This is a genomic window from Streptomyces sp. NPDC053673 (genome assembly GCF_055585225.1).
Map to the genome: position 1 here is coordinate 187,648 of NZ_JBVJKN010000002.1, position 12,116 is coordinate 199,763.

Annotated in this window: 13 protein-coding genes; 5 read left to right on the plus strand and 8 right to left on the minus strand. The window is 71.0% G+C overall.

Features of this window, described 5'->3' with window-relative positions:
- Positions 1-4 precede the first annotated feature (4 nt).
- Positions 5-202, minus strand: coding sequence for an antitoxin (locus ACZ6ZQ_RS04075; protein WP_469766983.1), 198 nt, complete (start codon positions 200-202; stop codon positions 5-7).
- A 167-nt stretch (positions 203-369) separates the two neighbouring features.
- Here ACZ6ZQ_RS04075 and ACZ6ZQ_RS04080 point away from each other — a divergent pair, with 167 nt between their 5' ends.
- Complete coding sequence (locus tag ACZ6ZQ_RS04080) at positions 370-825, plus strand: carboxymuconolactone decarboxylase family protein (RefSeq protein ID WP_469766984.1); 456 nt, start codon at positions 370-372, stop codon at positions 823-825.
- Positions 826-940: 115 nt separating this feature from the next.
- The gene (locus ACZ6ZQ_RS04085; RefSeq protein ID WP_469766985.1) at positions 941-1,216 is read left to right on the plus strand and encodes a DUF2087 domain-containing protein; all 276 of its coding nucleotides are present in this window, start codon (positions 941-943) and stop codon (positions 1,214-1,216) included.
- A gap of 18 nt (positions 1,217-1,234) precedes the next feature.
- On the opposite strand, the gene ACZ6ZQ_RS04090 is transcribed toward ACZ6ZQ_RS04085, so the two are convergent.
- Entirely contained in the window at positions 1,235-1,921 is a 687-nt protein-coding gene (locus ACZ6ZQ_RS04090) for a GDSL-type esterase/lipase family protein (RefSeq protein ID WP_469766986.1), read from the minus strand.
- Positions 1,922-1,991: 70 nt separating this feature from the next.
- Between ACZ6ZQ_RS04090 and ACZ6ZQ_RS04095 the strand changes: the two genes are divergently transcribed.
- On the plus strand, positions 1,992-2,990 hold the full coding sequence (locus tag ACZ6ZQ_RS04095) for an SdiA-regulated/phytase-like domain-containing protein (protein ID WP_469766987.1): 999 nt from the start codon (positions 1,992-1,994) through the stop codon (positions 2,988-2,990).
- Between the two features lie 355 nt (positions 2,991-3,345).
- Here ACZ6ZQ_RS04095 and ACZ6ZQ_RS04100 read toward each other — a convergent pair whose 3' ends face one another.
- On the minus strand, positions 3,346-3,999 hold the full coding sequence (locus ACZ6ZQ_RS04100; protein WP_469766988.1) for a DUF4360 domain-containing protein: 654 nt from the start codon (positions 3,997-3,999) through the stop codon (positions 3,346-3,348).
- A gap of 374 nt (positions 4,000-4,373) precedes the next feature.
- Positions 4,374-5,492: a phosphoserine transaminase gene (serC, locus tag ACZ6ZQ_RS04105; protein WP_469766989.1), complete on the minus strand. Its 1,119-nt coding sequence runs from the start codon at positions 5,490-5,492 to the stop codon at positions 4,374-4,376.
- A gap of 151 nt (positions 5,493-5,643) precedes the next feature.
- Between serC and ACZ6ZQ_RS04110 the strand changes: the two genes are divergently transcribed.
- Complete coding sequence (locus ACZ6ZQ_RS04110) at positions 5,644-8,499, plus strand: FAD-binding and (Fe-S)-binding domain-containing protein (RefSeq protein WP_469766990.1); 2,856 nt, start codon at positions 5,644-5,646, stop codon at positions 8,497-8,499.
- Between the two features lie 20 nt (positions 8,500-8,519).
- Here the strand turns inward: ACZ6ZQ_RS04110 and ACZ6ZQ_RS04115 are convergent, their stop codons facing one another.
- The 3 genes from ACZ6ZQ_RS04115 to ACZ6ZQ_RS04125 form a co-directional block, all read right to left on the minus strand.
- Positions 8,520-9,077 (minus strand): hypothetical protein, encoded by a 558-nt coding sequence (locus ACZ6ZQ_RS04115; RefSeq protein ID WP_469766991.1) that lies wholly within the window; start codon positions 9,075-9,077, stop codon positions 8,520-8,522.
- A 238-nt stretch (positions 9,078-9,315) separates the two neighbouring features.
- Positions 9,316-10,125: a Cof-type HAD-IIB family hydrolase gene (locus ACZ6ZQ_RS04120; protein WP_469766992.1), complete on the minus strand. Its 810-nt coding sequence runs from the start codon at positions 10,123-10,125 to the stop codon at positions 9,316-9,318.
- 199 nt (positions 10,126-10,324) lie between these two features.
- Entirely contained in the window at positions 10,325-11,281 is a 957-nt protein-coding gene (locus ACZ6ZQ_RS04125) for a GlxA family transcriptional regulator (RefSeq protein WP_469766993.1), read from the minus strand.
- Positions 11,282-11,486: 205 nt separating this feature from the next.
- Between ACZ6ZQ_RS04125 and ACZ6ZQ_RS04130 the strand changes: the two genes are divergently transcribed.
- Positions 11,487-11,798, plus strand: a complete 312-nt coding sequence (locus ACZ6ZQ_RS04130) for a hypothetical protein (RefSeq protein WP_469766994.1) — start codon at positions 11,487-11,489, stop codon at positions 11,796-11,798.
- A 46-nt stretch (positions 11,799-11,844) separates the two neighbouring features.
- Here ACZ6ZQ_RS04130 and ACZ6ZQ_RS04135 read toward each other — a convergent pair whose 3' ends face one another.
- The gene (locus ACZ6ZQ_RS04135) at positions 11,845-12,102 is read right to left on the minus strand and encodes a hypothetical protein (RefSeq protein ID WP_469766995.1); all 258 of its coding nucleotides are present in this window, start codon (positions 12,100-12,102) and stop codon (positions 11,845-11,847) included.
- Positions 12,103-12,116 lie beyond the last annotated feature (14 nt).

Sequence of the window (12,116 nt, forward strand, 5' to 3'; positions counted from 1 at the left end):
TCCGTCAGGGCTGCGGCGGCCGGTCCTGGCCGCCTTGGTCACCACCGAGCTGCTCCTTGAGCTTGTCCTGGGCGGTGTCGACCTGGCTGCTGTACTTGCCCTGGGTTTTCTCGTCGACCGTGTCTCCGGCTTTGTCGACGCCTTTGGAGGCCTGGTCCTCGTGGCCCTTCAGCATGTGCTTGAGCTTGTCCATCACGGACATGGGCTGGCCCTCCTTGCCGTGTACCCCCGCCCCTCCAGGGTCACCTCACCTCGGACGGTTCGCATCTGCGCGGGGAGGCGACGAAGATTCGTGCCGCCACCCGGTCACATTCCTTCCGCGCGATCCGTCAGAGCAGTGACTGACGAGAACCCCGGAGGGCAGAAAACATGCAGGCTCGGATGAAGAACCCCGCCACCGTGATCCCCGCGGCCATGCCGGCCATCCTCGATCTGCTGAAGGCCACGAGGAAGGGCGGCGTGCCGGAGACGACCCTGGAGCTGGTCCACCTGCGGGCCAGCCAGATCAACGGCTGCAGCTACTGCGTCGTGGGCGGTGTGCACAGCGCGCGGAAGGCGGGCCTGACCGAGGAGCAGCTGGCCTCGGTGGCGGCGTGGCGGGAAGCGCCGTACTTCTCGGACGCCGAGCGCGCCGCGCTCGCGCTCACCGAGGCGGCGACCCGGCTCAGCGACCGGTCCGACCCGGTGCCCGACGCGGTGTGGGACGACGCCGCCGACCACTACGACGAGCAGCAGCTCGCGGCCATCATCCTGATGATCGGTACGACGAACCTCTTCAACCGTCTGAACGCCACGACGCGGCAGGTCGCCGGCGCGACCTGGTGACCCGGTGACCCGATGACCTGGTGACCTGGTGACCTCCTGACCGCCTGGCGCCGACCGCCGGCAGCCCCGGAAATTCCGTTGCCGCGCGGTCGGCCGGTGCAGGAGGCTTCCGGCCATGTCAGACAACCAAACCGGCGGGTCGCGCGGAGTGTCCGCCCTCTTCTCCCACGGGCGGCTGACGGCGATCCCACGGAAGCCGGCCCGTCGCGAGCAGCTGCTCGTACATCTCGCGCAGACGCTGTTCCAGCCGGACCGGGAGTACACCGAGCCCGAGGTCAACGAGGCGCTGCTCACGGTGCACGAGGACTCCGCCGCGCTGCGCCGCTACCTCGTCGTGGCGGGCCTGCTGGCCCGGACCAGGGACGGCAGCAGCTACCGGCGAGCGGGGTGACCGGTCACACGACCGGGGTCACGCGGACGGCTCGTACGGCGCGCCCAAGTCCCAGGCCTGGTACATCGCGTCGGCGAAGGCCGCGGCCAGTTTGTGCTCGCCGGACGGGCCCGGGTGCGTGCCGTCGTACGTGTCGGAGTGGACGTCGTACGCCTGGGGCGGGGACGCCAGCAGCAGCGGCGAGGCGGGGGAGTCGAGGTCCGCGACGGCCTTGGCGAGGAGCTCGTTGAAGCGGTCGCACTCGCTCGCGAAGGGGGCGTCCGACATCGCCCGCACGTTGGGGATGACGGGCAGGAGTACGGCCCGGACGTGCGGGTTCGCGGCGCGGGCCGCGGTGATGAACTCGCGGGTGTTCAGGGCGGTCTGAGTGCTGTTCGTGTAGAAGCCGAGGTCTATCAGCCCCAGCGAGACGAGCAGCACGTCCGCCTTCGTCGCGGCCACCGTCTCCCGGATCAGCGGGGCCATGTGCAGCCAGCCCTCGCCCCAGCCGGCCAGATGCCTGCGGGCGCCGGCGGGGAAGGCCGGGTCCGCGTAGGCCTCGGAGACAGGCGCGTCGGCGACCGTGTCGTACAGCTCGGTGCGCGGACCGACGATCTTGTACGGGCCGCCGAAGGAGCGGTTGAGGTGCTGCCACATCCGGTAGCGCCAGGTGTAGTCGCCGGCGCGTCCGATGGTCATGGAGTCACCGACGAACATGAAACGCATGGGGGTAATGATGGCCGACCCCCGCCGGGTGCGACCGCGGCAGGTGACGTGACGATGGACACTTGGGGGCATGCGTTCGTTGCGTACGACTTGGGCGGCCCTCGCCGCCGCCGTGGTGGTCCTTGGTTCCGCCGTGCCCGCTGCCGCCGACGACGGTGACGGTGACGGTTTCACGATCAAGGACCCGCGGATCACGGAATCCAGTGGTCTCGCGGCGAGCCGCGCCCACCCGGGCATCTACTGGACGCACAACGACCAGGACGCCCCACGCGTCTTCGCCGTCGACTCGAGGACCGGCGAGACCGTCGCCACGGTCACGCTGCAGGGCGTCGGGAAGCCCCGCGACATGGAGGCCATCTCCGTCGGGCCGGACGGCAACGTCTACATCGGCGACATCGGCGACAACGCGAACGGCAGCTGGGACCACGTCTGGATCTACCGCTTCCCGGAGCCGCGCAGGCTGAAGGACATCACCGTCCACGCCACCCAGTACACCGTCCGGTACGCGGACGGGGCGCGGAACGCCGAGGCGATGATGGTCCACCCGAAGACCGGGCGGATCTACATCGCCAGCAAGAACGAGGACGGGGGCGGGCTCTACGAAGGGCCGTCCCGGCTGGTGACCGGCGGGACGAACGTCTTCCGGCGGATCGGTGAGGTGCCGTGGGTGACGGACGGGGCGTTCTCGCCGGACGGCAAGGAGCTGGTGCTGCGCTCCTACTTCAGCGCGCGGGGCTATGAGTGGCGCGACGGGCGCCTCGGGCCCGACCACCACGTCAGCGCGCCGCTGCAGGGACAGGCCGAGTCGGTGACGTACACGACGGACGGCAAGGCGCTGATGTTCGGCACGGAGAGCGAGCAGAGCGAGGTCGTGCGGCGCGAGCTGGAGAAGGACGACGCGAAGGGATCGGGGAGCGCGTCCACGTCCGGCGGTGCGGGCGCCTCCGCGGGCGGGGCCGGGAGCGGTGGCACGGCCGCGGACGGCAAGGGCCTCGCGGTCCCCGCGGGCGCGCTCGTCGCCGCCGCGGTGGTGGCACTGGCGGTTCGGTCCCGTCGGCGCCGCGGCTGAGGCCCGTCCGGCCTTCCGGCCTTCCGGCCGGTCCTGTCGCGGCCGCCGGGTTGAAGGACCCGGGAGGTCTCCGGGGTGTGCGCCCGGACAGGACCCAGCCGTGCGACCCGGCCCGGCATCATCCCCTGGCGCGCCGCTCCACAAGGGCCTCGAATCCCTCCAACAGCCGAGCGGCTGAGTCGGTGAGATGCCGGGCCGGGCTGGGGGTCCGGGGGGTATCCCCCGGGGGGTGCAGTCTTCCGCTCGCCGTCCGGCGGTTTCAGCGGCTGAGCCGGTGAGCCGCTGAGAGTCCCGGAGGGGGTGGGCCCGCGAGAGGGGGGCGGGCCCACCCGGTCCGCGTTGTGCCGGTCCCGTGTTACGCCGGGCATTCCTTCCAGGCCAGGCGGTAGACGGTGTTGATCTCACCGTCGGTCGAGTCCATGGCGATGAAGCTGGTCTTCGACGCGTCGGACGTGCCCGCCTTGACGCGCAGTTCGGTGTTGATGTTGAAGTTCCGCTTCACCCCGCAGGGCGCCCAGACCAGCTGGCCCCACTCGGTCGAGTCGGTGGCCTGCCAGTTGTTGTCGTACGGCCCGCTGAAGGGGTGGTTCCTGGCGGCCGTGTCGGGCGACCCCTGGAAGTAGTACGACGCCTTCTGGATGGCGGTGGCGCCGCGCTCCAGGCTGGCGTAGCCGCGGTAGTCCACGCTGGCGACGGCGTACGTGAAGCCCTGCGGGACATGGACGATCAGGTTGAGCTGGCAGTTCTTGCGGAAGTCGGTGGGTGCCGAGCCCCCGCCGGTCTGGGCGAGGTAGTCGCTGTAGGTGACCGTGAAGGCGGTGTTGTCCGGGGACACGGCGACGGCGGCCGTCCCTGCCGGACAGCCCGATCCGTTCACCGTGGCGATCTCGATGACGATCTTGTCGGGTGGGGCGGTGATGGCCGCGTTCGCGCTGCCGGCGTTGCCGGCGACGAGCGTGGAGGCGAGGGCCGCCGTGAGGGCGGCACTCGCGCGTAAGGCTCTGGGCATGCAGCGAGCTCCGATCGATGGTGGTGGTCGGTGGCCTTGCGTGCAGGCGAACCGTGGGGGGTCCAGCCGATCCCATGTCCCGCCCCGACGAGTTCGACCAGTGCGATCGGCTCGACGGACTAGTTGAGACGTGGACATGTCAAGTGCTTCAAACGCATCGGATCGCTTGGATCGTAGGGACCAACTCCCCCGTCGGATAGGGCGGTTATCAGCCGTACGTACACGGCAGCTGCACGCCACCTCCACGCAACCGGCACGGTGTGCGCACGGCGCACCGGCCGGGCATGACGAAGGCCCGGCGGCCGAATGCCGCCGGGCCCTCCACGTGCTGCTGGTGACTCACATACCGATGGTGACTCACATGCCGGTGGTGACTACAGCTTCTCGATGACGTAGTCGACGCAGGCCGTCAGCGCCTGCACATCCGCCGGGTCGATCGCCGGGAACATCGCGATCCGCAGCTGGTTGCGGCCCAGCTTGCGGTACGGCTCGGTGTCCACGATCCCGTTCGCGCGCAGCACCTTCGTGACCGCCGCCGCGTCGATGTCGTCCGAGAAGTCGATCGTGCCGATGACCTGCGAGCGCTTGGCCGGGTCGGCGACGAACGGCGTCGCGTACTTCGACTCCTCGGCCCAGCCGTACAGGTTCCGCGCGGAGGTGGCGGTGCGGCGCACCGACCAGTCCAGGCCGCCCTGCCCGTTCAGCCACTTCAACTGCTCGTTGAGGAGGAAGAGGGTCGACAGCGCCGGGGTGTTGTACGTCTGGTTCTTGCGCGAGTTGTCGATCGCCGTCGGGAGGCTGAAGAACTCCGGTACGTGGCGGCCGGACGCGTGGATCCGGGCGGCACGCTCCAGCGCGGCGGGCGAGAACACGCCGATCCACAGGCCGCCGTCGGAGGCGAAGGACTTCTGCGGCGCGAAGTAGTAGACGTCCGTCTCGGCGATGTCCACGGGCAGGCCGCCCGCGCCGGACGTCGCGTCGACGAGCACGAGCGCGCCCTCGTCGGCGCCCTCGACGCGCTTGATGGGCGCCGCGACACCGGTCGAGGTCTCGTTGTGGGTGAAGGCGTAGACGTCGACACCGGCCTCGGCCTGCGGCTCCGGGTGGGTACCCGGGTCGGAGGAGATCACGCTCGGCTCGGCCAGCCACGGGGCCAGCTTCGCCGCCTTCGCGAACTTCGACGAGAACTCGCCGAAGGACAGGTGCTGCGACTTGTTGTCGATGAGCCCGTGCGTCGCGATGTCCCAGAACGCGGTGGAGCCACCGTTGCCCAGGATCACCTCGTAGCCCTCGGGCAGCGAGAACAGGTCACTTACGCCCTTGCGCACTTCGCCGACCAGGTTCTTGACCGGGGCCTGGCGGTGGGACGTACCGAGCAGGGACGTACCGGTGGCGGCCAGGGCGTCCAGCGCCTCCGTACGCACCTTGGAGGGTCCGGCGCCGAAACGGCCGTCGCCGGGCTTGATGTCAGCGGGAATCTGGATATCGGCCACGAGCCGGAGCCTAGTCGGTTCCGCCAGGTCACCGGGGGCAATGTCCGGCGAATGAGACAAGCGATCACTGGTTGGGACGAGTGCTCGGTGTCGCCCGATCGGGCGGGTGCGTACGCGCCGTCCGGGGCACGCTGAGCGCATGGCTGACCGTATGGCTGATCGTAAGGAGCTCGAACGGGCCCTCCGGGCGGGCGTCCGCGGCGATGTGGACTTCGGCGCCGGCGCCCGCGCGCTGATGACGATGGACGCGTCCAACTACCGCCGGGTCCCGGACGGGGTCGTCGCCCCGCGCGACGCGGCGGACGTGGCGGCGGCGCTCGCCGTCTGCCGGAGCCACGGGGTGCCGGTGGTGCCGAGGGGCGCCGGGACGTCGATCGCCGGCCAGGCCACCGGGGTCGGCGTGGTGCTGGACTTCACCCGCCATATGCGGTCGGTGGTCTCCGTGGACCCGGAGGCACGCACGGCCGTCGTGCAGCCGGGGGCGGTGCTGGACCGGCTGCGGGAGGCGGCGGGGGCGTACGGACTGACGTTCGGGCCGGATCCGTCGACGCACAGCCGCTGCACCCTCGGCGGGATGATCGGCAACAACGCGTGCGGGTCGCACTCGGTGGCGTGGGGGACGACCGCGGACAACGTGGGCAAACTGTCGGTGGTGACGTACGGGGGTGACGAGATCCGCCTCGGCCAGGGATGGGGGCGGGCCGCCGTCCCGGCCGGGCTGAGGGAGCTGGTCTCCGGCAACCTGGCGCTGCTGCGCACCGGCTTCCCGGGTGGACTGCCGCGCCGTATCTCCGGTTACGCGCTCGACGCGCTGCTGCCCGAGAACGGCACCGACCTCGCGCGTGCCTTCTGCGGCAGCGAGGGCACGCTCGGCGTGCTCACCGAGGCGACCGTACGGCTCGTGGACTCACCGCCCGCGCGTGCTCTCGCCCTGCTCGGGTACGCCGACGAGAGCGCCGCCGCCGAGGCCGCCGCCGGTCTGCTGCCGTACCGGCCGCTGACCGTGGAGGGGATGGCGCGGGACCTGGTGCCGGACGCGGCCGGGCTGCCGCGCGGCGGCGCCTGGCTGTTCGTCGAGACGGGCGGGGCGACGGGCGGCGAGGCGCGGGCGCGCGCGGAGGAGATCGTGCGGGGCGCGGATGCGCTGGACGGGGCCGTCGTCACCGACCCGGCCGCGCAGCGCGCGCTGTGGTGGATCCGGGAGGATGCCGCCGGCACCGCGACCCGGATGCCGGACGGCAGCGAGGCCTGGCCGGGCTGGGAGGACTGCGCGGTGCCTCCGGCGCGCCTCGGCGCGTACCTGCGTCACTTCCGGGCGCTGCTGGCCCAGTACGGGCTGCGCGGGACGCCGTACGGGCACTTCGGGGACGGCTGCATCCATGTCCGTATCGACTTCGATCTGCTCAGCGAGGAGGGGGTGCGGCGTTTCCGTTCCTTCTCGGAGGACGTGGCCGGGCTGGTCGTGGCGCACGGCGGCTCGCTGTCGGGCGAGCACGGGGACGGTCAGGCGCGGGCGGAGCTGCTGCCGAAGATGTACGGGGACGAACTGGTCGGCCTCTTCGGCCGGTTCAAGGACGTCTGGGACCCGGCGGGCGGGCTGAACCCGGGCGTTCTGGCGCGGCCGGCGCGCCTGGACGAGAACCTCCGCTTCGACGTGCTGCCGCGCACGCGGGTCGATGCGGAGTTCGGCTACCCGCACGACGGCGGGGACTTCGCCGGGGCGGTGCGGCGGTGCGTCGGAGTGGCAAAGTGCCGTGTGGACGGGCCGAGTTCCGGTCCGGGTGTGATGTGTCCCTCGTACCGCGCGACCGGCGAGGAACAGCACTCCACGCGCGGGCGCGCCAGGCTGCTGCACGAGATGCTCGCGGGGGAGGTGGTGACGGACGGCTGGCGCTCCGAGGAGGTACGGGACGCGCTCGACCTGTGTCTGTCGTGCAAGGGGTGCCGCAGCGACTGCCCGGTGGGCGTCGACATGGCCACGTACAAGGCGGAGTTCCTGCACCACCACTACGCGGGACGGGTGCGGCCGGCGTCGCACTATGCGATGGGGCGGCTGCCGCAGTGGCTGCGTCTGGCCGCGCCCTTCGCCGGGGTGGTGAACGCGGCGGCGCGCGTCCGCCCGTCGGCTTCGCTCGCGAAACGCCTGGCGGGCATCGCCCCGGAACGCGACATCCCGGCGCTCGCGCCGGTGACGTTCCGGCGCTGGATGCGCGGACACCTGGGCGACCGCACGCGGATCTCGGCGAAGAGCCGTACGGCCGTGCTCTGGCCTGACACCTTCACCGATCACCTTTCGCCCGAGGCCGGGAAGGCCGCCGTGGCGGTGATGGAGGCGGCCGGTATCGGCATCGTGCTGCCACGGCGCCGGGTCTGCTGCGGCCTGACCTACGTCTCCACCGGCCAGCTCGACCGCGCACGTGCGGTCATGCGCAGGGCTCTGGACACGGTCGAGCCGCTGCTGGACATGGACGTACCCGTGGTCGTTCTCGAACCGAGCTGCGCGGCGGCGCTGAAGACGGACCTCCCGGAGCTCCTCGGCGACGATCCGCGCGCGGCGCGCCTGTCGGCGTCGGTACGCACCTTCGCCCAGGGACTGGAGCAGTGCGCCCCGGACTGGAGCCCACCTCGTATCGACCGTCCTGCCGTCGGCCAGACCCACTGCCACCAGCATGCGGTCCTGGGCGACGCGGCGGAGCGGCGCTTGCGCGCACGCGCGGGCCTCGCCGGGGCCCTGAGCGGCGGCTGTTGCGGCCTGGCGGGCAACTTCGGCTTCGAGCGCGGCCACTACGAGGTGTCCGTGGCCTGCGCCGAGGACCAGCTGCTGCCGGCTGTGCGGGCGGCCGGTGACGATGCCGTGCTCCTGGCGGACGGTTTCTCGTGCCGGACACAGTTGGAGCAGCTGGCGGGGCGGCGGGGGCGGCACTTGGCGGAGGTCCTGGCGGAAGCCCTTGCGGAGGCAGCAGTGGAGGCACAGATGGAGCCACGGCCGGACGGTCAGGAGACGTGACCGGCCGGCCTGAGCGCCGGTCACACCACCGGATGCTGCTCGGCCAGATGGCCGTACCCGCCGGCGCCCCAGACGATCGCGCGGAACTCCCGCAGGCCGAGCGCCCGGACCGGCTGCCCGGGGGTGTCGGGGAAGTGGACCGTGCCGCATCGCGCGCAGTACCAGGCCTGCTCCCACAGCTCCTCGGCGACCCGGCGCCCGGCCAGCGCTCTGCGGTGGGCCGCGCGCCGTCCGGCGGCCGTGGCGATCAGAACCACTGCTGCGAGGAAGGCGATCGCCGATATCCACCCGAGGAAGGCGAAGTCCGGTGACGCGTCGGCGGCCGGTTCCTGCGAGATGCCGTAGCCGCCGCCGTACTGATCCCCGGCCGGGGCGGGTTCGTCCTCGAACCAGTGGCCGGCCTGCATACCGCCGATGAACGTGCCGACGGACACCACGGTGGCGACGATGCCGAGGCAGCCGTACCCGGATATTGCGGTTTCCTGCACCGGTGCGGGCGCCAGCGCCTTGGTCAGCCCCGTGCTCGCCGCCCGCACGGTACGACGGCCGTCCGAGTCGCGCGCCGATACCTCGGTCATGCTGTCCCGGCCGGAGTGATAGACGGCGGGAACACCTGACACCTGGTCCGTGAGAGCGCAGCCCGGACATGCGTGGAGGCGCCCGGGTCTTGCATCGTTGGTTCCTGACATGGATCCCCCGTGTGATCGTCTCGATCGTGCGTGCGCACACAGTAGCCAGGCATGGGGAGTTGGCGAGAGACCTGTGCGGCGTCCAGGCCGCATCCGTTGCACGCCCTACGCGCAGATGAGACGCGGCTCAGCCGCGGGCGAAGAGCTGCTCGAGGACGCGGGCCACGCCGTCCTCCTCGTTGGACACCGTGCGTCGCGCCACTGCGGAGAGCACGGCCGGGTGGGCGTTGCCCATGGCGTAGCCGGTACCTGCCCAGTGCAGGATGGTCAGGTCGTTGGGCATGTCGCCGAAGGCGATGACGTCGTCGGCGCCGATGCCCCACTCGGCGCACAGCGCCGAGAGCGTGGCGGCCTTGGTGACGCCGGGCGCACTGATCTCCAGCAGACCGCGACCGCCGGAATGGGTGAACTGCGCCGCGCCGCCTGCGGAGGCCTCCGCCATGGTGACCAGCATGTCGGCGTCGAACCGGTGGGAGTGGGCGAGCAGTTTCACGATCGGCACGTCCAGCAGCCACAGCTCCGCCAGGGACGCAACGGGCGACTCGGCAGCGATGTCCTCGAAGAACCGCAGACCGTACGCCGGCTCGTACAGGATGTGGTGGCCCGTCTCCACGGCGAAGCCCAGTCCCGGGGCGGCATCCTGGAGCGCTGCCGCCACCCTGCGAGCGGTGTTCAGCGACAGGGTCCGGGACCGGATGACGGCGCGTGTGGCGACGTCGTACACCTGCGCACCGTTGCTGCACACCGCCGTCCCGGCAAGCCCGGTCGCGGCGGCGAGCGCGTCGACGTACCTGGGCGGTCGCGCCGTGACGAAGACGAGTTCCGTGCCCGCGTCGATGGCGGTCCGCAGCGCACTGAGCGTGCGTTCCGACACGGTGCCGTCCCTGCGCAGGAGTGTGCCGTCCAGGTCGGTGGCGATCAGCCGGGGTCGCTGCATCGCCTCATGCTACGGACCCGTTCCGGGAGGCGGGTTCACGCGGTCTGTACCGTCCGCGGCCATGCGCGAAGTGCGGACGCGCGGGGACGGGAGCGCGTCCCGGGCTCTGGAGCAACTGCTGACGCGCTACCGGGCACTGTTCTGCACCGACGCCGTCACCCGAGTGCCGCCGGACCCCGGCATCGCGCAGCAGGCCGGTCTACACGCTGGTGCGCTGACCGCGGAACGAGGCGCGGTAGCCGTGCGGCGTGGTTCCGGTCACTCGCTTGAAGCGCTCGCGGAATGCGGTGGGCGAGCCGAACCCGGCCTGGCCGGCCACGCGCTCGACCGGGTCGTCGGTGGTCTCCAGCAGGTACTGGGCCCGGCGGACCCGTGCGCGCAGCAGCCACTGCAGGGGCGTGGTGCCGGTCTGTTCGTGGAACCGCCTGCTGAAGGTCCGCTCGCTCAGCCCGGATCGGGCCGCCATGGTCTCCAAGGAAAGGTCCTGGCCCAGGTGTTCCTCGATCCATGTGAGAACCGGTTCGATCACCGACCCCTGAGGTACCGGGGGCTGCTGGTGGACGATGAACTGAGCCTGACCGCCTTCCCGCTCCAATGGCATCACCATCAGGCGGGCGGCGTCGGCCGCCACGGCAGAGCCCAGGTCCTGCCGGACCATGTGCAGGCACAGGTCCAGGCCCGCCGACGCCCCGGCCGACGTCAGCAGCCGGCCGTTGTCGACGTACAGCACGTCCGGACGGACCTCCACCTTCGGGTGGAGTTCCGCGAGCAGACCGGTGGCCAGCCAGTGCGTGGTCGCGGCGAGACCGTCGAGGAGCCCCGCCTGGGCCAGGGTGAACGCTCCCGAGCAGATCGAGGCGATCCGGGTCCCCCGCGCCGCTGCTGCCCGCAACGCCTCCAGGGCCTCCTCAGCGGGCGGGCAGCTGAAATCGGCGCGGCCGGGCACGATGATCGTGTCCGCGTCGGCCAGCGCCTCCAGCCCCCAGGGTGCCCGTACGACGTACGTGCCGCTGTCCACGTCCGGCGTCACTCCGCAGACCCGCACCTGGTACGGCCGCCGGCCATCCGGCAGCCGGACACATCCGAAAACCTCGACCGGTACCGCAAGGTCGAACGCCAGCACCCGGTCCAACGCGAGAACTGCCACGGTGTGCATGGCATCAACGATAGACGCAATCCGGCCAATGCCAACACTCCGAACAGAAACCCCAAAGGCGGGATCCTCCCACGTCAGACGTGTGGCGGGAATCCGTTGCTGTTTGTCGATCCAGCCCCTATGCCGCATTTCGGCCAGTCATTAGCGTGAGCGCCACGGCCCCAAGAGCGAAGGACGACCACCAGTCGCCGAAGGGAGCGGTCTCTTGTTCATCGATCATCTGTGGATGGTGGGGTTCCGCCTCCGCACCGGTGCGGATCGGACCGTCAGGCACTTCTACGTCGTCCGGGACGCCAAGGACGAGCACGACGCCCGGCGGCTTGCGGCACGGCAGGCGGCTTCCCTCCCGGAGCGGGAAGCGCGCGAGTACGCGCCGCTCGACGAGACCTGGACCGAGGTCCTCCTCCTCCATCGCGACGCCCTGGGGAACTGGCGTCCGTCGGCCCACCGCCCCAGGGTCGGTGCCCATCCTCCCGTCCGGCCCCCCGCCGACGTCCGAACCTGCGCGCGAAGGTGAACGTCATTCGCTTCCGAGCGGTACGACTACCAGTGCACAGTCGTGGTCAGGCGTCCTCGGGATCCAGCTCGAAGACGAAATAGATGCTCAGGAAGTAGGGCTCGTCCTCGTCGTGGAGGTAATCCCACGACACGTCCGTCACGAGGATTTCTTGTTCCCGCACCCACTCATGGGCTTTCTTGAAGACTTCCGCGGCAGTTGTGGCGTGGAACAGCTTCCTGGCGATGGGATGTACCTGGGTCTCGGCGTCCGAGTCGTCGAACCCCTCCGGAACGTCCAGGCAGTAATCGGGATCGAGCACCATGGAGTGCACCCTTT